The following is a 25860-nucleotide window of genomic DNA, read 5'->3' as shown; positions in this document are numbered from 1 at the left end:
GATATTTCAAAGATACTCTAAAACAGAGAACAAGTAGTACTATCAACTAATAAAGAGTTATCATATGTATCAAGACACGAATCGCGAATTTCTATAAACTCTTCTAAATTATCGAACATAATGTCAACCAGTTGTGGATCGAAATGAAGCCCGCGCTGTTCTTTAATGTAGGCTAAAATTTTATCTAGAGGCCAAGCCCTGCGATATACACGGTCAGAGCTTAGTGCGTCAAATACATCTGCGAGAGCTGTTATACGGCCATAGATGTGGATTTCCTCGCCTTTAAGGCCTTTGGGATATCCTGATCCGTCATACTTCTCATGATGCTGCAAGGCAATCAGTGCTGCTGTTTGCAATAATTTACGACTAGAGGTTCTGAGAAGTTGATAGCCAGCTATTGCGTGGGTTTTAATAATCCGGAACTCTTCATCTGTAAGTTTATCAGGTTTATTAAGAATACTGTCTTTTATTGATAGTTTGCCAATATCATGCATAGCAGACGCTAAATTTAAAGATTCAGCCTCTTCAGGGCTGAGTCCGTATTTTAAAGCCAAAAGTTTGGTATATTTTGCAACACGCTTAACATGACAGCCTGTTTCCTGAGATCTAATTTCTGCGATTTCCCCTAAAGTAAAGAGCAGTTCGGTTTGATTATTAGATAACTCCTGGTGAAGGTAAAGATTATCAAAGCCTGTAGATACGTTAGTTAAAAAGACGGTAATAAGATCTCTCTGGATGTCATCGAGGTGGTTTAGACCTTGCAGATATATTATGCTTTCAGAGCCGGAACTACTATTAAAATAGCCAATGAAATGATCAGAAAAGTAACTGCTTTGCTTAGTTTTAAAAACTTGATGAAGTTCTTCCTGCAGCGAGAACGGTGCAACTTCATCAATATTTTTATTTATAGAATTTTGATAATCTCCAGTAGCGGCTAGAATTAAAAACTCACCGTTATTTTTTGTTGCAGCAAAGCCTGAAGCTCGGCAGTAGATAGAATTTTTATTTAATTTTAGAATCGCAATTAGTTGTGTTAAAACTCCCGATACAAATTTTGTCATGGACTGCATCTTAAATATTGTAGAAGATGCCTCAATTATTTTTTCTAAACCTTTACGGTTTGCATCAATTGTAATAATATCACGAAAGGCGCGAAGGGAGGACACAACGGTAGTAAAAAGCTTGCGGGCAGTCAGTTCGGTTTTTTCTTTATAGTCATTAATATCGTAATCAATAACAATTCTTTCTTCTGGAGCCTGTCCAGCTTGTCCTGTACGCAGAATGATTCTAACAAATGGGTTTTTAATTTCCTCACGAATAAATTTTGCTACTTCTAACCCAGCATCATCTGTCTCCATTACTACATCAAGAAGCACAATAGCAGTGTCAGGGTTTTCTTGGATAAGTTGTTTGGCATCTGCAGCAGAATAGGCACTGAAAAAGCTAAGCGTTTTGCCTTCGAATTTGAAATTTTGTAATGCCAACTTAGTTACAGCGTGCACGGAATGCTCATCATCAACAATAAGAACTTTCCAGCATTCCTTTTCGATAGGCATAATATCATTGGTGACAGCAGCCGCTTCTTCATCGGCAAAAAACAATTCATCAGAAGGCTGTAACTCGATCATGGCGTTCCTCCATTAACAATCGGCACTGTTATAATAAAACTAGATCCTTGACCGACGCTACTTTGACATTTTATATTGCCTTGTAGTGTCTGGGTGACAAGATTAAAAAGAATATTTAACCCAAGACCAGTTCCGCCTTTTCCCCTGCGAGTTGTAAAAAAGGGTTCAAAGATTTTGTCGAGATTGCTTTCTGATATACCTGCCCCATCGTCAGAGTAGGTAAGTATAAACTGATTTGAAACTATTTTAGCATCTATTTTGATATTACCCTGTCTTCCATCAGGATAAGCGTGAATCAGTGAGTTCATTACAAGGTTTGTAATTATCTGAGAAAAAGCTCCTGGGTAACTATCAATTTCAATAAATTCATCGCACTCGATTAACAGGTTATGATTAGATTTTTTTAAATTAGGTCTTAGACTTAAGATGATTGCTCCAAGGTAATTTTTAAAATTAAAAATCTGACGATTTTCACTAACCCTATCAGCTGCAACACGCTTAAAACTATTAATGAGCTCTGATGCACGACGGAGATTTAGCAAGATAATGTTAGCAGCATCGCTACTGGCAGTTAGATATTTTTCGAAATCTGACTTTTTAATCATGCCAGTAGCAAAAAGCTGCTCAGCCAACTTAGTTTGCTGGTCTAAGTATGATGCGGCAGTAACGCCAACCCCTAAGGGTGTGTTAATTTCGTGAGCGATGCCAGCAACAAGACTGCCTAAGGAAGCCATTTTTTCCTGCTGTATCAGTTGGGCTTGCGTTTCCTGTAAGGAAGCTAAAGTTTCCTGCAATTCGTTATTTGCTGCTTCATATTCCCAGATGCGATTTTCTAGGTCTTTATTCAGTTGTTTAATTGCCTGCTCTGCTAACAGCAAATTCATATTATCATTTGATAAGCGTAAATTATTATATGCTAAGGTTGATAACTTTTGAGCCATCATCCATATTAGTCTAATACAGTTATTAAACTGGTTTAAAGGCATAATATGTGTTTGAGATAATGCTGCCGCAAGTTCATCAGGGCACAAGCCAATTTCAGTTGCGTATAACCTGATATCTTCCTCTTTCACATCACTATTTCGAATTTGGCCAAAAACCCAGTTAGCTATATGCTCGCCAGCCACTATGATTGGGGCGCTTGCATCAATAAATCCGCAACTCAGGCATTTTTCGTATGTTGGTTCCAATAGTTCATGGGCTTTATTTCCGATAAATTGTGCTGAACGCATGCAATTTTGGCGTCCCAATTCGGTTGCTCTTACTAACTCACATACCTTACAAAAATTGCTAGGCTGAGTTATTGGTTGACCATCTAAAGTAGTAATAATTGATGCTATTCCAAAAGCATCAGCACAAACATTTTGAATTTGTTGAAGCTCTTCTATAGATATCAAATCAGTTAATGCAATGTTTTCAATATCTAAAATAGAGTTATTATCAAAAATCATCTGTTTGGTAATACCGACTGCTTCTAGTTCATTTTTAATTGGCTTATGTAGAGGAATTTGAATCACCTCCAGAACAAGTAAAATATCGACAGCGTATAATATATAAGTATGTGCAAAACATAAATACTGCGTGTAAATAGTAAAATCCTGCCATAATCTGAAAATTAATAAATTACGCAATTATTCAACTTTATTTGAATGTTTGTAGCAAGAGGAATTAACTGGTATAATTTAGTTTGGATTTCGGAAAGAGTTTCGATAGGAGGGGTTTTTTATTAATTTCCGAAAGATAGAATTAGATAATAAGCCTATTTTTGATGAGTTTTTCCAGAAGAATTACTATGAAAATGCTCATCTTAACTTTACCAATCTATTTATGTGGCGTAATGTCTACCAGATAGAATGGACGGTTGAAGAAGAATTCTTATATATTCGGGCTGCATGGGGTACTCACAACTTTGCACTTCAGCCGATAGGACCGGATGATTTGCTGGATAATGCAATTGGAAAATGGCAGCAGTATTTTAAGGAAACAGGAAATCCATTTACTTTACGAGGTGTTGAAGCTCGTGTCGCTAATTTAATTGAGCAGCTAATGCCTGGTGAATTTACCTTTACTAGTGATAGAGACAATTATGATTACGTTTATCGAGCGCAAGATTTAATTGAACTTAAAGGTCGAAGCTATCATTCTAAAAAGAATCACGTGAATAGCTTTCGGAAAAATCACAGTGATGCCGAGTATCTTCCATTAACATCAGATCTTATTGAGCAGTGTATAGCCAATACTAATGAATGGTGTAAAAAACGCGGCTGTTCAAAAGATCCTATGTTATTAGCTGAGAAGAATGCTATCGTCGAAGTATTTAGTAATTTTGATGTGCTTAAACTAGTTGGCGGGGTAGTATTAGTTGATAAAAAGGTTGAAGCCTTTAGTTTCGGTGAAAGACTAAATAAGGATACAGCGGTAATTCATGTAGAAAAGGCTAACCCAGATATAAAGGGAATTTATGCAGCTATTAACCAAGAATTTTGTAAACATAGCTGGGGTAGTATGGAATATATTAACCGTGAAGAAGATATGGGCATTCCTGGCTTAAGAAAAGCTAAACAAAGTTATCATCCTGTTAAAATGATTGAAAAATATACAGTTACTTTATCAGAACAGTAAAAAATAGCCTGACCATTGCATCGCAGCGGCAGGCTATTTTTTTTTGCATGGAAATTTGTTCTAGTATATGAATAATAAAGGAGTTTTAAGTAAATTAATAATTTAACATACTTTTTTCAAAAGGATTTTGAAAATAATTAGCAAAGTATAATAGTAATGTAGGTGTTTGCCCTACAAATGTGTAGGGGTAAATAGAGTATAAGGAGAGAATAAATAATGGCAGAGATTAAAATTCCGTATGCTAAGTCGTACTTAGTTGCTAATGTACCAGATGACCGGCTTGAAGGTATACTTGAATCAAAAGCTCATCACTATCATCCTGAGGCAGGCGAACAGGAACTGGTGCGTAAGGCGCTAGAAAATCCTATTGGTACACCAAGACTGAGAGAATTAGCAAAAGGTAAAAAGAAAATAGTCATTATCGCAAGCGATCATACTCGACCTGTTCCAAGTAAAATCATGGCTCCAGTAATGCTCGAGGAGATTCGCAGCGGCAATCCTGATGCAGATATAACATTTTTAATTGCTACTGGCTTTCATCGCTTAACCACTAAAGAGGAGCTTATCCATAAATTTGGTGAAGAAATAGTTGCCAACGAGAAAATTGTTATTCACAATGCCTTCGATCCAAATGTTATGGTGAATATTGGTAAGCTGCCTTCTGGTGGTGATATTGTAATTAATAAGGTTGCAGTTGAGGCAGATTTATTAGTATCTGAAGGGTTTATAGAACCACACTTTTTTGCAGGATTCTCAGGTGGACGTAAAAGTGTACTACCAGGGGTTGTGAGTAAAGTTACCGTTTTAGCAAACCATAATGCTGCATTTATTGCTCACGAAAATGCCAGAACTGGTGTGTTAGACGGAAATCCTATTCACATCGATATGCTTCATGCAGCAAAAACCGCTAAACTTGCATTTATTTTAAATGTTATCATAGACTCAGACAAAAAAATCATCAAAGCTTACGCAGGTGATGTAGAAAAAGCCCACTTAGAAGGTACTGTATTTGCTGGTGATTTGGCACGATTAGAAGCTAAACCAGCGGATATTGTAATTACCTCTAATGGCGGCTACCCGCTTGATCAAAATATTTATCAGGCAGTCAAGGGGATGACGGCTGCTGAAGCTACCTGTAAAAAGGGTGGAGTCATAATAATATGTGCTGCTTGCAATGACGGCCATGGAGGGGAGGCTTTCTACCGCTGGTTTACCGAGGCCAAAGATGCACAAGCTGTGATGGATAAAATTATGAAAATACCAGCGGAAGAGACTATAGCGGATCAATGGGAAGCTCAAATATTAGCACGTGTATTACTTAAACATACTGTAATTTTGGTTTCCGATCAATGTGATCCAAAGCTTATCACTGATATGCAGATGAAGGTAGCAAAAACACTTCCCGAGGCTATGGCAATGGCCGAAGAGATAGCTGGAGCAGATGCTCGATATACTGTAGTTCCTGACGGAGTATCAGTTATTGTTGGTTAATAAAGTGATAAAGGCACATAAACACTATTGTTTATGTGCCTTTATCACTTTATTTTATCTTTTAAATACAGATGGATATAATAAATTACTGGAGGTGTGTAAAATGAATATTTCTAACGATGGCATTATGTCTAACCATGATGAACAAGTAAAACTAAATATTGAAGAACTCAAAAAACCAGAACTCGAACAGATAATGTTTTCGCCTGCTCCAGAGCTGATTAGAGCCGATGTTCATACACATTCGACTAAAAATCTCACAAAAAGGGACAGGATGAGGACAACAACGGATTAATACATTCCAAACGTGAAAGCGCAGTTAATATTTGGCGTCCTTTATCCATACCCTGCGCACCTATTAGCAGTAAAAGATCACCTGGCGAAGTGAGCTCATAGGCATGAACTATAGTTTCGTGCAAAGATGCAATATATGTATAATCGGCGTTTAGAAAGTGAAGAGTCTGAATGAAAGTTCGTAACTCTTCTGTGGTTACAATATTCAAGGGGTCGACCGCTTCAGTTGATGAAGTGACAAGAAGAGTAAAAGGTAAATGCTGCTGCCACTTAGCAAGAACCTCAGCATTATCTGAATTGATTTGAGTGCCACGGCTGCCGCGAACGGCATTTGCAACAATTAATCGCTTGAAGCGCATGTGCCTGATTGTTTCAAAAACAGCATTAATGCTGCCTGGATTTAGGGCAGTATCGTCAACGATCGTTCGGCCTTCTAAGTGAAAAACTGTCATTCGACGATCTACACTTTTAAATTCTGATAGTGCTTTGCCGATCGTAGTTAAGGGAAGGCCAGCCAAGAGCCCAGCCGCAATTGCCAGTAATGCATTCTGAATATTGTGATGTCCGGGAATAATTAGTTTTAATTCAAGTTGTTCAGGCAAAATTATTAAGCCAGAAGCAAGGTTAATCTGATTATTAATATTTACACGAATATTGCTTCCATAAGTAGATGTGCTAATTATTTCAGCAGATATATCAGCATCTTTTGTGAATAAGCTTATGGTTATAAGCATCCCAGAGTAATTTGCCGCTATGTCTTGACAGAATTTATCATCAACATTAATGACCAGCGGTGTACCAGGATTAAGTAAATGAAGAAAGTGTTTTTTAGTATTTACGTATGACTTAAAATCGGCGTAAAAGTCTAAATGATCCTTTGTTATATTCGATATTATTCCACAAGTAAAAGAGACATCATCAGTACGGTTCATATCAATTCCTTGGGCCGAAACTTCCATTGCAGCATGGGTTACGCCATTTTGCCGCATATTTCGAAAATAATATTGAAGTTCGGCAGCGTCAGGCGTAGTAAGTGTGCTAGCATGTGATGTTTTACCTAAGTTTACCTCGAGTGTTCCAATCAGACCGGTATTGAACCCGTGGCTGCGAAAAATATGTTCGGTCATATGGGCTATGGTAGTTTTGCCATTGGTACCAGTTATGCCTACTAACTGAAGTTCACGTGAAGGATGATTGTAGAACTCAGCGGCTAACCGAGATAATGCCTGACGAGCATTCTTGACTAAAAATGTTGGGACACCCAGGTTGATTTTTTTTGAATCAGTTACTATGGCAATAGCCCCTCGGCTAATAGCATCATCTATGAACATATTTCCATCGAATTTATGGCCTTGAACAGCAACGAAAATAAAGCCTGCTTTTACTTTACGAGAATCACAGGTAATTCCTGTTGCACGGGGCAGTATATTCTCCAGTTTACACATGAAACTCACTTCCCAGCTTTATAAAAATGTCGTAGTAGCATTGTATTACTGACACCTGCTAAAAGTGAGGAAGATAAAATATTTGTTTTTAGAGGACTGCTATTATGAGAAGAAGCTCTCCTATATTTCTACTTACTATAATAATATTACTTATTATTTCTTGTGCCTGCATGCCTAATAAGACTTATAAACTGGATGATAGGCGGGTTTCGCCGGGAGTCACGGTCGAAGGACTTGATGCAGGTGGAATATCAAAAGAGGAATTAAATATTCTGATGCAAGAGGTTGCAGCCAAGAAAAACCAGCCTGCAAGAAATGCGTACTTTGATGGGGCAGGAGTAATAATGTCAGAACAAGCCGGGAAAACGCTAGACATTAACCAAACAGTCGCCAATGTATTGGAAGCTAAACCGCATGCTAAAGTTAGTGCTATATTTAGTGTGATAAAACCCATTATTACGGAAAACGAACTGCGAAAAGCGAGAGTCATGGGTAGCTTCGTTACTGACATTTTAGATGACAGTCCGGGAAGATTGCATAATTTAAGATTAACAGCCAGCTTTATAAATAATACTGATCTTGAAGTCGGGCAAGAGTTTTCCTTTAATAGAGCTGCTGGCGAGCCAACAAAAGAAAAGGGCTTTCAAGAAGCCATAATATTTGGGGAAGATGGACAGGCAGTTTTAGAAGTTGGCGGCGGAATGTGCCAGGTTTCATCCACACTCTATAATGCTGTACTAGCGGCAGACTTAAAGGTAACTGAAAGGCATCCGCACTCGCGTGCAGTAAACTATGTTCCACCTGGGCGGGATGCGACAATATATACTGATAAAGATTTTAGATTTGTCAACACATCGAGAAAACAACTCGTAATTAGGGTTATTGAGAAAAATAAAAAACTTTCGGTTGATTTGCTATCAATAGATAAATAGCTTGTATAAAAACCAAGGTTACTAAACATAATAACAACTGAGGTGGGAGTGTATGCTAAAAAATAAGAAGTCAAATATCGCAATCATCGCAGTCGCAGTCATTCTATTAATCATGGGAGTATATGCACTAATGCGTCCTCCCGCCCCTAAACCAGTTCCAGAGACGCCTAGTCCGGCGCCGATGGATAGAGTACCGCAAGCGGTGCCGCCTAAACAAAAGGTTGAGCCAATACCTGGCGTTCCACAGTTTGATTCAAGCAAATATAAGTCTGAACCTGTAGTAAAAGTTTGGCGAGCCGACAGAGGCACAATTGAAAGTATGCCTTTAGAAAAGTACATTGAAGGTGTTATAGCGCAAGAAATGCAGCCAGAGTGGCCGATAGAAGCATTAGCTGCACAGGCCATAGCTTCCAGAACGCTTACTATTAATGCGATCGAGGCTGGCACCATCAAGAGACTGCACAATGCAGATGTTAGTACCTCTAAAGAAGAGTTGCAGGCATTCGCGCCAGAAAAAGTTAACGATAATGTCCGTGAAGCTGTTAAGAGAACTAGGGGCCAAGTACTCCTTTATGGCGGCGGATTAATAAATGCTATTTACAGTTCCTGCAACGGACAAATTGCAGCAACTAAAGATGAAAGTTTTCCAAAAGAAATTCCACATCCGGCGCCGTATTTTCAGCCAGTTACAGATAATTGCTTTGAATATGCACCTGATAACATAAAGTCGTGGACAGTAAAGATACCAGGGTCGCAAGTAGCTTCTGCAGTAGGATATAGTGGAAATCCAGGTGATATTAAGATATTGGAAAAAGGTCCATCTGGTAGAATTTTGTTTATAGGTGCAGGGAATAAAAAAGTATATGGTGCTGAATTTAGAAAAGCTGTAGGTTTTGACCGTTTGAAATCTACCTTAATTACCGATATGTCTTATGATGGCAAAGATTTTACTTTCAAAGGATTAGGCTGGGGTAATGGAGTTGGTCTTTGCCAATGGGGTGCTTATACTTTTGCTAAACAGGGAAAAAATTCTTCTGATATAATTAATCACTATTATGTAGGGGCAGAAGTTACTAAGTTATATCAATAGTAAAGTTATGGTTTCAAGCTAACAAAGCATTCAGCAATGAATGCTTTGTTAGTTGCCAGGAAGGAGTTTCTAATGCAACAAATGATTCAGCGGCTTGAATACCCGCCCCGACAATACCTCCACAAAAATGTTTACAACCCCAGTGAAGATCATTTGTGCCAGGTCGTAATGAATAATTCTGATCCGTTGGCCGAAATTCGCAATACCCCTTTTAGAAAAAGCATTGAAGCCGAGAAAGTAATTGTTAATGATATGAAACAATTAGGTTTTATGCATTCTGTTACAAACCGTCAGTATGAGAATCTTTTTCGACGTGGGCTTAATTTTGAAGTAGATTTCTTCCATCCGGAACTACAAATAGCCGTAGAGGTTGAAAAAGGGGAAATTAATAATATTTGGAAGAATATTTGCAAGTTTGCTGAATCATCAGTTATCAGACATGGGGTTTTACTAGTTCCAGTTGTAAGACAAGGTCAGCAAAACAGCAGTGAATTTTATAACAACACAATTAAGCGCTTATGCAAAATAGAACGTATCTTTACATATATTGATAGCTTACTAATTATCGGCTATTAAGGGCATTTAAATTTTTTAGGATATAGCAATTTTTTCAATAGAAATTGCATATATTAATAGTGGAGAGGTAGTTAAAAGACACCTCATCCTAACAGGCGCCGTTTGCTACCAGTTAGCAGACGGCGCTACGGCTATTTTAGATTGAAAATTGCAGGAGTTTGAATGTTATTGTCGAAGCACTCTCTAAAAGGCTCTATATATCAGAGAGGGTGTGCGGGGAATGGCTGATTATAAAATTAGCTCAGAATTAGCAGCAGAGATTGTAAAGTTTGTAGCAGGTAAAACAGGTTATAACATGATAGTCTGTAATGAAAATGGCAACATTATTGCTGACACCGTTGGTGGGGTACGTGTTGGCACATTACATAGTGGAGCCCAAAAAATTATGCAGGGGATAATGGATGAGTATGCAGTTACGGCTGAAGAAGCAGCAAGAAATTCCCAGATAAAAGAAGGCTACAATTGTGTTATTTCTATCGACGGGACACGAATTGGCAGCTTCGGAATTAGCGGAAGTGTTGAGGTTGCAAAGCCGCTGACTCAAGTAGCAGCGACAATTGTAGGCTACCGAGTTAAGGAAGAAATACAGAAACAGGCAGTATCAAAAGTCGTTGATTTAGTATCGGATAATGTTCAGCAAGCAGCAGCAGCTGTTGAGGAGATTTCGGCTTCCTCTGAAGAACTTGCTGCTACTACTGATAACGTTGTCAAGGTTTCACACGAATCAGCTCAGAAAGTAAAAGATACTGGTAAAATTCTTGACATGAGTCGTGGAATAGCAACGCAAACAAAATTGCTAAGTCTTAATGCATCAATTGAGGCTGCTAGAGCGGGAATCCATGGCCGTGGGTTTGCAGTCGTGGCTCAGGAAATGCAGAAACTTGCCCAAAACAGTGCTGATGCTACTGAAAAAATAAATGTAATACTATTAGAGATACAGGCAGCTATCCAAAAGGTTATTGAAGGTATTAATCAATCCGCCGAGATATCGAATGAACAAGCACGTGCTATGCAGGATATAATTGGCATGGTTGAATCAGTTCAAGGTTCAACTACTGAACTTGTAGCAATTTTTAATAAGAAATAGATAATTGTATAAATAGCAGCTTTTTTTGAATTTTTATATTTGTAGTTGCATAAAATACCTATGGAAAACCGCTAATAGTGGTTTTCCCAGAAGAGGCGCCGTTTGTCCGGAACGCACGGATAGCGGCGCTACGGTTTTTTTATGGCGAAGATAGTAAAAAATTCCTTTATTACATAAAATGGCGACTGATTGCCAATTTTAACTAATGTTGGCACAAGCTATTTTGGCATAGCATAAAAGGTAGGAATTTCTTTAGAGGTTGGCAATATCTGTGCATTACGCTATAATATATTCATGTTGCATAGGAGATTCATTATGACCAAGGTTATTGTGTCAGTAGTTGGCATACAAAAGGATGTTTATGGAGAAGAAAACCGTATTGAATCAGTCGCTGTAGGGAGACATTATTTTAAAAACGGAGTTAATTATATTTCGTATCAAGATAATGAAACAGCGGGGATGGAAGGAACAAATACTTTACTTAAAATATCTGATGATTGTGTTACTTTAGTACGTAAAGGACAGGTAGAACATACACAAGTTTTTAAGCTAAGCGAAACAAACACTAGCCTTTATCGTACACCATACGGGGACATTACTTTGACTATTATGACTAACAATTTAGATATAAGTTTTGGTACATCTACTGGAACTATCAATATAGGATATGAACTAGTTGTCGATGGACAATGGCAAAGCGCTAATAAACTGCATATAAAAATCTGTAATGACAATAATGTATGCAGTGCAGTTAATTGAAAAGGGTTAGATCAGGAGGAACAAGCGTTGGATATTAAAGAACTACTACATAACGCAATTATTAAAGCCGCGCGGCAGGCTATTGCTGACGGGGCTTTTAGTGCTGATGAATTACCTACCGTTATATTAGAGGTTCCACCACAAAAGGAATTTGGCGATTATGCTACGAATTTTGCCCTTCAGGCAGCTCGAGCCGCTAAAACTAAACCTCGTTTAATAGCCGAGGCAATTGTAGCCCGACTGAGCGAGACCTGGCTGAATAAGGCAGAAATCGCCGGACCAGGTTTTATTAATTTCTATCTAAAAGCCGACTGGCTGTATGAACTTCTTGCCGATATACTAAATAAGGGCGAGAAATACGGCAATACCAGCGCTGGATCTGGTAAACGTATTCAGGTAGAGTTTGTAAGTGCCAATCCTACCGGACCTTTACATGTAGGGCACGGCAGAGGAGCCGCAGTCGGCAGCGCATTAGCTAACTTGCTTAAGGCTGCTGGTTATGAAGTTCAAAGTGAATATTATATCAATGACGCTGGCAATCAAATCGATAATTTAGCTGCGTCTGTTAATGCACGGTATCTTGAATTACTAGGACAACGTGTTGAATTCCCAGCTGATGGCTATCATGGTCGTGATATAATTGATACTGCTCAGCGGATAGTAAATAATGAAGGTGACAAATACCTTAGATTTTCTGCTGATGAGCGTTTAGCTGTTTTTAAAGAGCTTGCATTACAGGAGAAACTAGAAGCTTTAAAAGAAGATTTGCAGGCATTTAATGTTGAATTTGACGTATGGTATAGTGAACGTACCTTACACCAAAATGGCGCAATAGGTGAAACTTGTGAAATTCTGAAAGCTAACGGAAATATGTATGAACAAGATGGAGCTTTATGGCTTAAATCAACTGCCTATGGCGATGATAAAGACAGGGTTGTTATCAGGGAAAATGGTATTCCTACCTATTTGGCGGCCGACATTGCTTATCACCGTGATAAGGCAGAACGAGGATTTGACACCTTGATTAATATCTGGGGTGCTGATCATCACGGCTATATCTGCCGGGTTAAAGCTGCTATGGCTGCTCTTGGTTACAATTCAGAGATGTTAGAAGTCCTTATTCTTCAGATGGTGAGCCTTTACCAAAATGGCGAACTTGTAAAGATGTCTAAACGCACCGGTCAAAGTGTTACGCTGACTGAACTTATCGAAGAGGTAGGACGGGATGCAGCTAGATTTTTCTTCATCATGCGCTCAATAGACAGTCAATTGGATTTTGATTTAGATCTTGCTAAATCACGTTCTAATGAAAACCCGGTTTACTACATCCAGTATGCTCATGCTAGGATTTCAAGCATATTCCGCCAGGCAGCCGATGCTGGTATTAAGGCAGATCTTAAAAGCGTAAATCTTAGTGTTCTTGAATCACAGTTTGAAATCGACTTAATTAAAAAGCTTGGTGAATATCCTGATGAGGTTTCTTATTCTGCACAAGAACGTGCGCCTCACCGTATTGCCCGATATGCTCATGACTTAGCCAGCTTATTCCATACTTTTTACAATCAATGTCGTATCATTGGTGTTGAGAATGAGCTAGCGGCAGCCCGCCTAGCTTTAGTTAAAGCAGTTCAAACTACTATAAAACATTCATTATCAATACTTGGAATTACGGCACCTGAGAAGATGTAATTTAGAAAAAATTATATAGATAGAGTAAATTAAATTGTATTTTGTATCGTGGAGGAGGAAATTAATTATGTTAGACATGAAGCAAGCTATAGAAGTAGACATCGCATATCAGATACTGCGTCAATCAGGGCAGCCTATGTATTTTCGTGATTTAATCAATAAAGTAATAGATATTAAGGCTAAACCTGTAGCATCGCTTTCTCACGCTATTTCTGAAATTCATACACAAATAAATATGGATAGCCGCTTTGCTCATTTAGGAAAAGGTATGTGGGGGCTGAATGAATGGACTCCGCAAAATACTCGCCGCTCTAGTAGTGATGATTCTTCATCTAGTTCTGCACCAACTACAAAAAGGCGGGAAAGACTGCTGGAAGAGATTCAGCAGGACTATGTAGCTGCAACAACTGAGCCAGGTGAAGCTGAATAATCGCTTGACATCGACGGGGTAAAAGGATAAAATTATTGGCGTGTTTTTAAACGATTTGAGGGTATAAACTCTTGTCGAATAAGGCTTAGTTTGGCCAGTATAAATCGCCTGAGTCTCGGCGTAAGTCTGTATCGTTATATAAAAATACCGAATAAGTGGGGCTGATTTAGACAAGCCTGCAAAGGGTATAATACTGCAAGAGCAATTTTAGGAGGATATTTTATGGCAAAGTATATTTTTGTTACCGGGGGGGTTGTTTCTTCGCTTGGTAAAGGCATCACTGCGGCTTCATTGGGACGGTTGCTAAAAAGCCGCGGCATGAAGGTTACCATTCAAAAATTCGATCCATATATAAACATAGACCCTGGTACAATGAGCCCTTACCAGCATGGTGAGGTATTTGTAACTGAAGATGGCGCCGAAACGGACCTGGATCTTGGTCATTATGAGCGATTTATTGATATAAATTTAAGTAAAAGTTCGAATGTTACTGCTGGTAAAATTTACTGGTCAGTCATAAATAAAGAACGTAAAGGTGATTACTTAGGCAGTACTGTTCAGGTTATTCCTCACATTACCAACGAAATAAAAGAGCGTATTTATCGTGTTGCTAAAGAGGATAGCGCAGATATAGTTATTACGGAAATTGGCGGAACTGTCGGTGATATTGAGAGTCTTCCGTTCCTTGAAGCTATTCGTCAGGTTAAAAAAGAGGTAGGTCGTAATGACGTACTTTATATACATGTTACCCTTGTACCATACATTAGTGCAGCTGGTGAATTGAAAACTAAGCCAACTCAACACAGTGTTAAAGAACTGAGAAGTATTGGTATTCACCCTGACATTATTGTGTGCCGCACTGAACACGAAATTTCTCCAGAAATGCGCGATAAACTGGCACTTTTCTGTGATATTGATGCTAATGCGGTAATTCAAAATAAGAATGCAGCAAGTATTTATCAAGTTCCTTTAATGATGCAGGAAGAAGGACTTGATCGTATAGTTATGGATAAATTAAAGTTAGAAGCAGTCGATGGTGATATGGTAGAATGGCGGGCAATGGTCGATAAAATCATCAATCCTGCTCATAGCGTAACAATAGCTATGGTCGGAAAATATGTTGCATTGCAAGATGCTTATATGAGTGTTTCTGAATCACTTCGCCATGCTGGAATTGCCAATAATACTGCAATTAACATAAAGTGGATAAATTCAGAAGAAATCGAAGCAGCAGATACTGATATGGCAGCATGTTTTGGTGATGTTGATGGTATTTTAGTACCTGGAGGCTTTGGAGACCGAGGTGTTGAGGGTAAGATTAAGGCTATTCAATTTGCCAGAGAAAATAAGGTCCCATACTTTGGACTTTGTCTTGGCATGCAATGTGCAGTTATTGAATTTGCCCGCAACGTGTGTAAGCTTAAAGATGCTCACAGCAGCGAATTTAACCCAGATACCCCGTATCCAGTTATTGATCTAATGCCTGAACAGGTTGCAATTGAAGCTAAAGGCGGCACTATGCGTCTTGGCGTGTACCCATGTAAAGTAACCGAAGGTACATTAACTTACGAAGCTTATCAAGATGAAATTGTATATGAACGCCATCGTCACCGTTTTGAATTTAATAATATCTACCGCGAGCAGCTTGAAGAATGTGGTCTTGTGATTGGCGGAACTCTGCCAAACGGACGGTTAGTAGAAATTGTAGAAGTTAAGGATCATCCTTGGTTTGTTGGTACACAATTTCATCCAGAGTTTAAATCACGTCCAACCAATCCGCACCCATTATTCAGAGATTTTGTTAAAGCCGCTCTGAACAATAAGAAGTAATAGTAAAACTGTTGGACATTCCAACAGTTTTCTTTTTTATATTCAATGTCGAAGCATTCTATGTTTACATAGAAAATAGGGCAAACTATCTTAAAAAAATGGGAGGCTTTTATGCGCAAAAAAACAGCAGTAGTGATATTGGCAGTAATAATCATAATTTCATTAACAGTACTATCTTTTTCGGGCGTGAGTATTAATAAACGTAATGCTGAGTCAGATAAAATAGCTGTTATCTATGTTGATGGTGTAATTATAGGCGGACGTGGACAAAGCAGTCTTCTTGGCGAGTATGGCGGTACTGATTATATAATCAAACAGCTGCATGCTGCACGCGATGATCGCAGTGTTAAAGCAATTCTGCTTAGAATAAATAGTCCTGGGGGCAGTGCTCCAGCCTCACAGGAGGTCGGCGAAGAAATAAAAAAGGTTCGGGCAGCTGGTAAAATTGTCGTAACTTCAATGGGAGATGTAGCAGCCTCTGGTGGTTATTGGCTGGCTGCGTGCTCTGATAAAATTTATGCGAACCCTTCAACATTGACTGGAAGTATCGGAGTATATATGCCTTATACTAATTGGGAAGAGTTATATAAAAAAATTGGCGTACGTCAAGAAAAAATAAAGAGTGGACCTCACAAAGATATAATGTCGCCTGAGCGGTCAATGACGGATGAGGAACGGGCAATTATACAGACCATGGTTGATGATATGTATAATCAGTTTGTTGAGATTGTTGCCGAAGGCCGCAAGATGGATAAGGCTAAGGTAAGACAACTGGCTGATGGGAGAATTTATACGGGAAATCAAGCTAAATCGTTAGGACTAGTTGATGAATTAGGCAATATGTATGATGCTATAGACGGAACAATTGAATTGGCTGGTATAAAGGGTAAGCCAGAAATTAAGGAATATGGCAAAAATAATCCTTGGGCAATGCTGCTTGGTGCAAACGATAAGCTAGAAATACTAAATAAGTTATTTCTAAAGCCGATTGAAAACGAACTCCCAATTACCGCACCGCTAGCTATTCCTGAAAAATGGTAGGTGGATGTATGGGAACAATTTTAGATGATATTTATGATGTGATTTTTAGCCCCCGCACAGCTTTACGTGAAATTGCAGCTCGCAGAGAGCTTTTATCAGCATGTATTGTTTTCCTTCTAAGTGTATTTATCCCGATGTGGGCGGTTTTTCTAGGCTTACAGATGGGCGAAAAGTCTAATTCACTTGGTTTTATAATGGTATTTCAGGTTATAGGAAGCATTGCTGTCTGGGTAGTGGGGACTGCTATATGGCATTTATGTGCCGAACTGTTAGGAGGTCGAGGGTCAGCTGTTGGGCTTATGACCGCTCTTGGTTTCTCGCACTTTCCACGCATATTTATTGTTCCGTTGTGGGTATTGGCGACACTTATGCCAGCGGGGATTTCGCCTTTCTTTATAGGTATAAGCGGTTTTATCATTTTGGTATGGACATTATCTCTAGAAGTCTTAGCAATAAGCGGAGCTTATGATATATCTAGGACCAAAGCTGTAATAGTATTTTTGGCGCCTGTTTTATTAGTCATAGCAGCAGTGGTAGGTCTAATTTTTATGGCAGGGTCGGCGTTAATACAATTGCCGTTGGGATAGCGAATTGAGGTTGGTTGTATGCAAAAAAAAATTATTATTGGATTGTTGTTTGCAGTTCTAGCGTTAAGCGGATGTTATAGGCAAGATATACAGCCTAAGGCTGGACTGAACCCAGTAAATGTTTCGGAATCAGAACTGCTTAATCTGTCGGGAAACATTTCCGAAAACGGCATGGGCAACAATTATCGATTTGTTAGTAGAGAAGGTAGTGAACAGCAGTTTATCGAGTTAGCTGCTGGCGGAAGCGGGCGGCTTGAATACTTCCGTGAAATAGACGCTGATTTAACAGCTATAGCAGATCTAAGGATTCAGTTTTTATCTACACAGGGTATTGGCAGAATTAAGCTTGAAGCATTAGACATACAGGGGAAGGCAATTAATACCATTGGCTGGGCTGTTACAGGGGAAATACCTGCAAATTCTTCAACTGCTAAATGGATTGACGCACGTTATGGGGTTAACTACAAAGGCAACTGGATTAATGCTTCCTATGACTTTACGGAAACTCTAGTTAAGCATTTCACCGCTTTTAAAGCGAAAAATGCTGCAAAATACCGGGTAAGTGTTGAAGTTGGCATGGGACAGCATGTGCTGGTTGATAAGCTTGGAGTATACCCGGACATAAATAGAGCACTAAGCATTGTACCACTAGTAAAACAGCATAATACTCAATTTGGTGAGCAAATTAATGTAGACGTTGAAGTCGTAAATAACAGCAATAGGCAAATAAATAATGCTGTTATAAAAATAATTGAACCATATGGGTACGGACTAATTGCGCAAAGTCAGGTAGAACAGCTTATTGACAATATAAAACCTGGAGAGAAACGCAAGTTGTCATGGCAAGTTAAAGCTCAGCGGCCAGATGCAGTTAATCTTAATAAACCATGGAAATTAACTTTTGCTATTAATGGAACAGCAATGTCTGAGGCGATTGATGTATATGTTGCTGATAATCGACCTGGCAGAATATTTTACGTTATGACCGATGATCTAGAGCCTATTGATGCTGCCGGCTACCCAGTGGCCTGGGGTAATAGTAATGGATGGCTTGAACCAAAAGAGTTCTCGATACAGCTAATAGAAAAGGCTGAAAAACTAAACAGTATAGCAGAGCGGCATGGCGCGAAGTGGACTCATTACATAGCTTGGCCTGCTTTAAAAGCTGGCGAATGGGCCGCAAAAAGATCAGCTACGGGAGAGTGGCCCAAGGTCATAGAGGCTGTTAAAAACTCTGTTATTCAACAAACTAATCAAGGACATGAATACGGCATCCATATGCATTCAGACTATGATCCGTATCTTACTGAAAATGTTTTATCATATAATCCTGAAATGGACGGAATTTGGGCCAATCATCTGAGGCATGGATGGGCACACTCACTGCCGGAGGAAGGCAATTTTGACGAATATGGTACGAGGACAGGAACACTTTATAACTATCAAAGTATACTTGAGCAATTGGCATCTCGATCAGGCCAAGGACAGCTTTTAACTTCTCGTGTCGGCTCGTTTGACTTTGGCAACGGCTCAGAGGACGAAGCTAAGAGTACGCGTGTTTATCAAAAGGTTGGCATATGGGGGACTAGCGATGCTGATGGCAATGCAGGCGGGATAACATCAGGCGATTATGGAAAAGAAATTTATTTTTCAGCTAAAGATGACATAAATTCTCCATCAAACGATATAAATAATATAGGACTAGTTGAATTTCGCCCGACACCTAAGAGCTTTATAACTTATGACAGCCAAAGTGCTGATGTAATGAATGCAAAAGCCGATGAAGGGATTAAAGCATTTACTAGAGGTATGAGTATTATTCCTGGAGTGCACGCGATTGTAGGGTTTACTCATGCAATGTTTGTAATGGGAGCAGGGGATTGGCAAAGTATTGATGGCGGCCAATTTAATGCTATAGAAGGTCATTTGGAATATTTAAAACAAAACTATGCTGATAAAAGCTTGCTTGAATTTTCAACAGCAACTGAACTTGTAGCAAATTATTTAGATTACTATTCGCCCAGACTGATTGCCGTTTATGGAAAAAGAATTAAAAATAATGCTTTTTCCAGTGAGTATGAGATAAACATTCTAGGGCGAGATATTCCGATAGATAAGCTTCATACGCATGCTGTTAGTATTAAGTATCCGCTTTATCTTCGCAGCAGTGCATATAAGGTGAGCATTTTAAAAAACGATCAACTAATCTATACTACTTGGGGGCTGCCTACTCCGTACAACGATATTGAATTTAGTGTTGATGACAGATCTGCTAAGTATACTCTCAAAGTTTATCAAAGTGAGACAATTCATATGATAGTTAATCAAATTCGATCAATAAAACAAAAAATAATTGGATAATAATAAAGAAAGTGCTTATATTTCCATTTTATAGGAGGATATTTTAGTATTAAGTCGAATATCATTAAATTAGGAAAATAATAGTAATTATTGTTATATTTAGAGGGTAGGGTGAGTTAAGCATGGGTTTGGCAAAAAATTCAGTATTAATCGTTGATGACCAGCCTGGCATTAGGCGACTACTTATGGAAGTTTTAACTGAAGAGGGGTATTCAATCATTACAGCTTCTAATGGTTACGAAGGTCTTCAGAAAGCTAAGGAGACGGAACCTGCTCTGATACTAATGGATATGAAGATGCCAGGGATGGACGGAATTGAGACATTAAGGGAATTGAAGCGAATAGGTCAAGCTGGAAATGTAATTATGATGACTGCCTATGGTGAACTCGAACTCGTGAATCAAGCGAGAGAACTTGGTGCATATGCCTATATCACAAAGCCTTTTGATATAATTGCGCTCTGTGGAATGGTGAGCAATCATATAAATAGTATTGATAACAATCAACAACAATTAATGATCGGATAAATGAGTAACACTCAGCTTTGCTGGGTGTTACTCATTTCTAGTAGAAATAAAGTTTTATCAAGAATAATGTTTTAAGCACTTAGATAGTTCTATGAATGTTCTTCCTGTTTAAAGGTTTTGCTGATAGTTTTATTATCCAATATATGGAATAAATTTTCTTGCGAGATAGTAATAGCTCCAAAACGGCAGGATTTTTAAGATGATTGGCGAATGGTTTATCGAGGAAGAGAGGGATGAATTTTGGTAATAAACGCTACTTCGACATTCGCGTTGTATTGTCAGCGATGCAGCAAAATTCAAATGCACGATATATCTCACTTTAGTATTAATAAGAAGGTACGAGAACTTAAATGCAGCTGTAATCATATACAAGCCAAGATTTCGCGATTAGGTTCCCGTCAGCTGCTGCTAAGCATCCCTTGTGTAGTTTGTCAATCGACCCATCATATATATTTTGAACTCAAAAAATTACTACATACAAAACTAGATAAGGTATATTGTTGTAAAGATAATTTCGAGTTAGGATATTTAGGCGATCGAAAAGCTATCAATGAAACCTTAGCTGATCAGAAGCGCGAATGTGAAAACTTAATTCGCGAGACTGATAGTACCTATTTTGAAGAATATCTTGGAAAACATCATATTATCCTAGATGTTCTGAATAAAGTTCATGATATTGCGGAATTAGGCGGGGTATACTGTCGATGTGGCAGTGAAAAAGTTGAGGCTGACATTGTTGCGGACTGTATTGTTCTTGAATGTCTGCAATGTGGCGGATATTATGTAATGTCGGCTCAGACTGAACAAGATGTAGTCCATGCGCAGTCACTTACCAGTATTGAATTAGAGCCGCAAAGATATTTTGCTAAAAAAGATTGATCATGATTAAGTCAAGACTACTTAAGTACTAACCAATTTAGGACACCAAAACTAGGAGGTTTAGTATGAAGTTTTTTCTAGATACTGCTAATTTTAACGAAATAAAAGAGGGCGTTGCTCTAGGTATTGTCGCTGGAGTAACTACAAATCCTTCACTTATTGCTAAAGAAAAGAGAAATATTAACACAGTAATCAAGGAAATAGCGAATATAGTTGATGGCCCTGTTAGTGCCGAGGTTATCAGTACAACCTATGAAGAAATGCTTGCCGAAGCGCGCCAATTAGCAAAACTGGCGAATAATGTAGTAATTAAAGTCCCTATTACTATTGATGGTCTTAAAACTGTTAGTGTATTGAGCTCGGAAGGTATAAAGACGAATGTGACGCTTATTTTTTCTGCTAATCAGGCATTATTAGCAGCACGGGCTGGGGCGACATACGTCAGCCCTTTTGTGGGGCGGCTTGATGATATTAGTTATGATGGTATAGAATTAGTGAAAACAATTGCTGATATTTTTGCTGTTCATGGAATTGAAACAGAGATAATAGCGGCTAGTATCCGCCATCCTATGCACATTACTCAGTCTGCATTGGCGGGTGCTCATATTGCTACTGTACCTTATAAAGTTCTGCTGACACTAATGAATCACCCTCTTACCGATAGCGGTATTAAGCGTTTCTTAGAGGATTGGCAGAAAGCAAATATGTAAGTATAACTTGGAGGTTTATTAATGGATCGCGAATTAGCATTAGAATTTGTAAGGGTTACCGAAGCTGCTGCAATCGCATCAGGGCGTTGGATGGGAAAAGGTGAGAAAAATGCGGCAGATGGTGCTGCAGTTGACGCAATGAGAGAAGCTTTCGATAGTGTTGCTATTAATGGACGTGTAGTGATTGGCGAGGGCGAAATGGACGAAGCTCCGATGCTTTATATTGGTGAAGATGTTGGTGCGGGTGGTATGGAGGTAGATATAGCCGTTGATCCTGTTGAGGGTACTACCCTAGTAGCCAAAGGCTTGCCTGGCTCTATTGCCGTATTAGCAATAGCTCCTCGCGGAGGAATGCTTCATGCACCTGATATGTATATGGACAAAATTTGCGTAGGCCCTAAGGCCAAAGGCAAGATTGATATAAACGCGCCAGTTACCGAAAACCTTAAGGCAGTTGCTAAAGCTTTAGATCGTTCAGTTGAAGATTTGACTGTAGTTATTTTGGATCGTCCGCGCCACAATAAAATAATCGAAGAAATTCGTCAGGCTGGCTCAAGAATCAAGCTAATTACAGATGGAGATGTATCACCGGCGATTAACGTTGCAATTGACGGAACTGGTGTCCATATGCTTATTGGTATCGGCGGCGCTCCGGAGGGCGTAATAGCTGCTGCTGCGCTTAAGTGCCTAGGCGGCGATATGCAGGCCAGACTTTATCCCGAAAATCAACAGGATATTGATCGCGCAACAAAAATGGGAATTACCGATATCAATAAAGTTCTTACAATTGAGGATATGGTAAGAGGCGATGATGCATTTTTTGTCGCTACGGCTATAACCCAAAGTGAGCTGCTCAATGGGGTACGTTACTTCGGCGGCGGTGCAAGGACACATTCCATTGTTATGCGTTATAAATCAGGCACAGTCAGATTTGTGGATGCCATTCATAAGTTTGACCGCAAGCCGCTTTTTGTTAAACGCGTATAACATAGCCTTGGAATAGTATTTATATACCTCCTATTTCTAACGAAATGGGGGGTATTTTTATGCGTAAAGGTATTTTAAAAATTCGTAGGGAAGAGAGACTTATAAATGTAAGGCATGAAAGCTGGGACAATACCAATGGATATATTATGTGCTTTTACTGGCGATAGGCTAACAACACGACACCTTCAATTAAGATTTCGAATGTATTCGAAAGGACTAGGAGTCACCGTAACGCCTTATCACCTACGGCATTGCTTTGCTCTTTATTTTATACGGAACTAGGGTGATTCCTTTGCTACCCGCAGTAGTAAGGCTTCGTAAACAGCTAAAATACTATTGAATGTAACGGCAATAAAGGAGAGGGGAGGACTGTATAACGCTTTCTAGAAGAATAAACTGTTCAAAAAGTGAGGGTAAATAATATACTCATGCTACTTCTTGATTTTACCTAGCTATTGAATATAAAAAGCAAAAAGGCACTCCCCTCCGTTAATGAGAGAATGCCTTTAAACCATTTGAGAGTCTGTAATTTTATATACAAACTCCTCGCCCTTTGTTTTGATTATACTTAAAATTGGTAAATACTTGCAATAGAGTTTTCAGCCAAGGGGGGAACGAAACGTTACAATATTTGATATGACTCAAGAAGGGAACAAAACAGTTTGACAGCCGTCATTTCAACTACGATCCTTTGACGTTCTTTTCTTTGAGGAGCGTCTTTTTTATTTAGTATCGTCTTCGCTGTCTATCGGTTTCATAGCTGGCTGTAGAGTTGGCGATAAAAAAATCCTACTTGTCCTAGCAGCATGATTTTGTTCCACTCTTGCCATCAAGAGGATTACGGCTCTTGCAATAAACGATATAGACCAGGCGATAAGACCAAAGAAGTATAATGACCATCGAATCAAGAACGCATTAGAATTGCTTAACGAGAACTCTTATAAAGAAGCCGAAAAGCTAACAGGTATTAGTAAAAGTACATTAATAAGGGCGAAGAGAACTAAGGAGGGCATATAAGCCTTCTTTTTTTGCCTTATAGGTTATGTATGTTCTAAAAGTCAAAAGGAAAGGCTATATCTGGGTGATTATATGCGTATAATTTTTGGGATAGCGTTTATTTTAGCAGCTTGGCGTTGGTCAGATTGGGAAAACTGGAGGGGATACTATCCTACATACCTATTCTTAACGGCACTTAGCTTTGTATCTGATTTTCTAATGTACAATCGTTCACTTTGGTTCTATTGTCCTAGCCCTAATTTTCCGAATCACACCGTTGTCGCTCTTTTTTATGCGTTCACTATTTATCCGGCAACTGTGCTATTATTTTTGTCTCGGTATCCATGTAACCAAACTTATTTGCGTCAAGCCTTATATATTACATTGTGGGTTGCTATATATTCTTCAATGGAAGCAGTAAGTCTTGTGGTAGGGTTAGGAAGTTATTACAATGGCTGGACGTTATGGTGGTCAATATTAGTAAACATCGTATTATTTACTGCTCTTCGTGTTCATTATTCCAGCCCACTACTAGCATGGTTAATGGGGGGCTTGTTTTCTGTTCTAGTCTTAGTAGTATTTGATTTTCGGCTTACTGATTTTAAATAAATAGATAACGAGTAACATAGCAAGCGTCATTACGACCAAACTAGATTAAAGTAACTGTGCGTAGAGAGGGACATATGAGCTACTACCCATCAGATGAACAATTAGCACAAATGACTAAAGAATTAACACAAGCCCGTCTTGAAAACTGGCTGGCAACAGATTTATTAACGTGGCAATGGTGGTTTATCGTAGTTACATTTATAATTCCGTGGATTGTCTTTTACTACTTAGCAGATAGGAAACAGTTACCTAAAATTTTGCTGTACGGTACGCTTCTTATACTACTAATAATTACGCTTGACCTTGTTGGCTTTGAGCTTGGGCTTTGGTACTATCCGTTTAAATTGCTCCCAGTGGGCCCATTGACTGGCTATATTGATCTTAGTCCACTGCCAGTTATCTATATGCTAGAGTATCAATATTTTCCGAGATGGAAGGATTTTGTTAAGGTATCAATTGTTACTGGCATCGTGTTTTCTTTCTGTTTTGAACCTATCTTGATATCATTGGGACTGTATATACCTATTCGATGGGAGCATCATTATGGGTTACCTTTTTATATCCTTATGCCTATCTTGATGAGAGGAGCAGTTGAAAAGGTATTTACGTCCGCAAAAAAGCAATCATAAAATAGATTTGCCAAAGCATTTAAGTATCAATACAAAGCACACAGAGATTCCGTTTTTAGTCATTTTCTGTGTCTTAAGCTAACCCATTCTTAAAAGTACATTATAAGGGCGAAAAGATCGAAGGAGGGCGCGTAAGCTTTCTTTCTTTGTTTAATGGGTAAGTATGTTTTGACAGTCCAAATGCGATCTTTAATATGTAGCTTTTTATTTAGTTTTGTCTTTTTAGCCGTCTTAATAATTCAAGGTTTTTAGCTATTGTGAAATACATAGGTATATAGAAGATGAATGAATACCATAACTTCCAACCATTATGATAGAACCAACCCGCGTATATAGTGCTCCATTCAAAAGCAATAGAAAATATACACCATTTAAGTGCATAGAATAGCTTGTTAACTGTTGTACCAGAGAAAGGATAGTAGTTCAAGAAGATAATATTTAAGGCTGGATAGATGCCTAAAATAGGAATCATAGTAAGAGCATCTACCCCAGGATTAAAGTAGCCATAAAGGTCGTATTTTAGGTCAAGAAAAACATCTACAAAACTTTGAATTACTATAGCAAATAGACAAGTTGAATATAGTTCGTCTTTTGTCAGATTCTTGGGGATAGAATAGGCAATTAGGTTGAATATTAGAACGCTAAAAAATAAATGCAACAT

Annotated in this window: 25 protein-coding genes; 21 read left to right on the top strand and 4 right to left on the bottom strand. The window is 38.7% G+C overall.

What is annotated here, in order from left to right; genetic code table 11:
* Window positions 1-17: 17 nt before the first annotated feature.
* Both V6C17_RS11565 and V6C17_RS11560 read right to left on the bottom strand, forming a co-directional pair.
* Entirely contained in the window at window positions 18-1628 is a 1611-nt protein-coding gene (locus tag V6C17_RS11565) for a DUF3369 domain-containing protein (RefSeq protein WP_333522735.1), read from the bottom strand.
* Window positions 1625-3259 carry a sensor histidine kinase gene (locus V6C17_RS11560; protein ID WP_333522734.1) on the bottom strand — a complete coding sequence of 545 codons (1635 nt, stop codon included), beginning with the start codon at window positions 3257-3259 and terminating at the stop codon, window positions 1625-1627. The genes V6C17_RS11565 and V6C17_RS11560 overlap by 4 nt, the downstream gene beginning before the upstream one ends.
* Window positions 3260-3353: 94 nt before the next feature.
* Here V6C17_RS11560 and V6C17_RS11555 point away from each other — a divergent pair, with 94 nt between their 5' ends.
* From V6C17_RS11555 to V6C17_RS11545, 3 genes are all read left to right on the top strand, one after another.
* Window positions 3354-4250 carry a DUF2156 domain-containing protein gene (locus V6C17_RS11555; protein WP_333522785.1) on the top strand — a complete coding sequence of 299 codons (897 nt, stop codon included), beginning with the start codon at window positions 3354-3356 and terminating at the stop codon, window positions 4248-4250.
* 216 nt (window positions 4251-4466) lie between these two features.
* Window positions 4467-5741 carry a nickel-dependent lactate racemase gene (gene larA, locus V6C17_RS11550; protein ID WP_333522733.1) on the top strand — a complete coding sequence of 425 codons (1275 nt, stop codon included), beginning with the start codon at window positions 4467-4469 and terminating at the stop codon, window positions 5739-5741.
* A 103-nt stretch (window positions 5742-5844) separates the two neighbouring features.
* Window positions 5845-6036 carry a hypothetical protein gene (locus tag V6C17_RS11545; RefSeq protein ID WP_333522732.1) on the top strand — a complete coding sequence of 64 codons (192 nt, stop codon included), beginning with the start codon at window positions 5845-5847 and terminating at the stop codon, window positions 6034-6036.
* Here the strand turns inward: V6C17_RS11545 and V6C17_RS11540 are convergent.
* A complete protein-coding gene (locus V6C17_RS11540; protein ID WP_333522731.1) occupies window positions 5999-7480 on the bottom strand; it encodes a Mur ligase family protein in 1482 nt (493 codons plus the stop codon). The genes V6C17_RS11545 and V6C17_RS11540 overlap by 38 nt on opposite strands.
* A 104-nt stretch (window positions 7481-7584) precedes the next feature.
* Here V6C17_RS11540 and V6C17_RS11535 point away from each other — a divergent pair, with 104 nt between their 5' ends.
* The 18 genes from V6C17_RS11535 to V6C17_RS11455 all read left to right on the top strand — a co-directional run bounded on the left by V6C17_RS11535 (window position 7585) and on the right by V6C17_RS11455 (window position 25199).
* The gene (locus V6C17_RS11535; RefSeq protein ID WP_333522730.1) at window positions 7585-8412 is read left to right on the top strand and encodes a VanW family protein; all 828 of its coding nucleotides are present in this window, start codon (window positions 7585-7587) and stop codon (window positions 8410-8412) included.
* Between the two features lie 52 nt (window positions 8413-8464).
* On the top strand, window positions 8465-9502 hold the full coding sequence (locus tag V6C17_RS11530) for a SpoIID/LytB domain-containing protein (RefSeq protein ID WP_333522729.1): 1038 nt from the start codon (window positions 8465-8467) through the stop codon (window positions 9500-9502).
* Window positions 9503-9574: 72 nt separating this feature from the next.
* Window positions 9575-10078, top strand: coding sequence for a hypothetical protein (locus tag V6C17_RS11525; protein ID WP_333522728.1), 504 nt, complete (start codon window positions 9575-9577; stop codon window positions 10076-10078).
* Between the two features lie 220 nt (window positions 10079-10298).
* The gene (locus V6C17_RS11520) at window positions 10299-11165 is read left to right on the top strand and encodes a methyl-accepting chemotaxis protein (protein WP_333522727.1); all 867 of its coding nucleotides are present in this window, start codon (window positions 10299-10301) and stop codon (window positions 11163-11165) included.
* A 315-nt stretch (window positions 11166-11480) separates the two neighbouring features.
* Complete coding sequence (locus tag V6C17_RS11515; RefSeq protein WP_333522726.1) at window positions 11481-11924, top strand: DUF1934 domain-containing protein; 444 nt, start codon at window positions 11481-11483, stop codon at window positions 11922-11924.
* Window positions 11925-11951: 27 nt separating this feature from the next.
* On the top strand, window positions 11952-13613 hold the full coding sequence (gene argS, locus V6C17_RS11510; RefSeq protein WP_333522725.1) for an arginine--tRNA ligase: 1662 nt from the start codon (window positions 11952-11954) through the stop codon (window positions 13611-13613).
* Between the two features lie 67 nt (window positions 13614-13680).
* The gene (gene rpoE / locus V6C17_RS11505) at window positions 13681-14043 is read left to right on the top strand and encodes a DNA-directed RNA polymerase subunit delta (protein WP_333522724.1); all 363 of its coding nucleotides are present in this window, start codon (window positions 13681-13683) and stop codon (window positions 14041-14043) included.
* 222 nt (window positions 14044-14265) lie between these two features.
* Complete coding sequence (locus tag V6C17_RS11500) at window positions 14266-15873, top strand: CTP synthase (protein WP_333522723.1); 1608 nt, start codon at window positions 14266-14268, stop codon at window positions 15871-15873.
* A gap of 111 nt (window positions 15874-15984) precedes the next feature.
* Window positions 15985-16914: a signal peptide peptidase SppA gene (sppA, locus tag V6C17_RS11495; RefSeq protein WP_333522722.1), complete on the top strand. Its 930-nt coding sequence runs from the start codon at window positions 15985-15987 to the stop codon at window positions 16912-16914.
* 8 nt (window positions 16915-16922) lie between these two features.
* Window positions 16923-17501 carry a Yip1 family protein gene (locus V6C17_RS11490; protein WP_333522721.1) on the top strand — a complete coding sequence of 193 codons (579 nt, stop codon included), beginning with the start codon at window positions 16923-16925 and terminating at the stop codon, window positions 17499-17501.
* Window positions 17502-17519: 18 nt separating this feature from the next.
* Window positions 17520-19862 (top strand): hypothetical protein, encoded by a 2343-nt coding sequence (locus V6C17_RS11485; protein ID WP_333522720.1) that lies wholly within the window; start codon window positions 17520-17522, stop codon window positions 19860-19862.
* 122 nt (window positions 19863-19984) lie between these two features.
* Window positions 19985-20389, top strand: coding sequence for a response regulator (locus tag V6C17_RS11480; protein ID WP_333522719.1), 405 nt, complete (start codon window positions 19985-19987; stop codon window positions 20387-20389).
* Between the two features lie 240 nt (window positions 20390-20629).
* On the top strand, window positions 20630-21268 hold the full coding sequence (locus V6C17_RS11475; RefSeq protein ID WP_333522718.1) for a hypothetical protein: 639 nt from the start codon (window positions 20630-20632) through the stop codon (window positions 21266-21268).
* Window positions 21269-21333: 65 nt separating this feature from the next.
* Window positions 21334-21978, top strand: a complete 645-nt coding sequence (gene fsa / locus V6C17_RS11470) for a fructose-6-phosphate aldolase (protein WP_333522717.1) — start codon at window positions 21334-21336, stop codon at window positions 21976-21978.
* A gap of 21 nt (window positions 21979-21999) precedes the next feature.
* Entirely contained in the window at window positions 22000-22965 is a 966-nt protein-coding gene (gene glpX / locus V6C17_RS11465) for a class II fructose-bisphosphatase (protein ID WP_333522716.1), read from the top strand.
* 921 nt (window positions 22966-23886) lie between these two features.
* On the top strand, window positions 23887-23982 hold the full coding sequence (locus V6C17_RS15985; protein ID WP_442891488.1) for a hypothetical protein: 96 nt from the start codon (window positions 23887-23889) through the stop codon (window positions 23980-23982).
* A 72-nt stretch (window positions 23983-24054) separates the two neighbouring features.
* Window positions 24055-24570 (top strand): CBO0543 family protein, encoded by a 516-nt coding sequence (locus tag V6C17_RS11460; RefSeq protein WP_333522715.1) that lies wholly within the window; start codon window positions 24055-24057, stop codon window positions 24568-24570.
* Window positions 24571-24644: 74 nt separating this feature from the next.
* Window positions 24645-25199 carry a CBO0543 family protein gene (locus tag V6C17_RS11455; RefSeq protein WP_333522714.1) on the top strand — a complete coding sequence of 185 codons (555 nt, stop codon included), beginning with the start codon at window positions 24645-24647 and terminating at the stop codon, window positions 25197-25199.
* A gap of 208 nt (window positions 25200-25407) precedes the next feature.
* Here the strand turns inward: V6C17_RS11455 and V6C17_RS11450 are convergent, their stop codons facing one another.
* Window positions 25408-25860: a CBO0543 family protein gene (locus V6C17_RS11450; protein WP_333522713.1), complete on the bottom strand. Its 453-nt coding sequence runs from the start codon at window positions 25858-25860 to the stop codon at window positions 25408-25410.

This window comes from Dendrosporobacter sp. 1207_IL3150 (assembly GCF_036763085.1).
Lineage (GTDB): Bacteria > Bacillota > Negativicutes > DSM-1736 > Dendrosporobacteraceae > JBAIYU01.
This window is presented reverse-complemented; position numbering and strand designations above follow the sequence as displayed.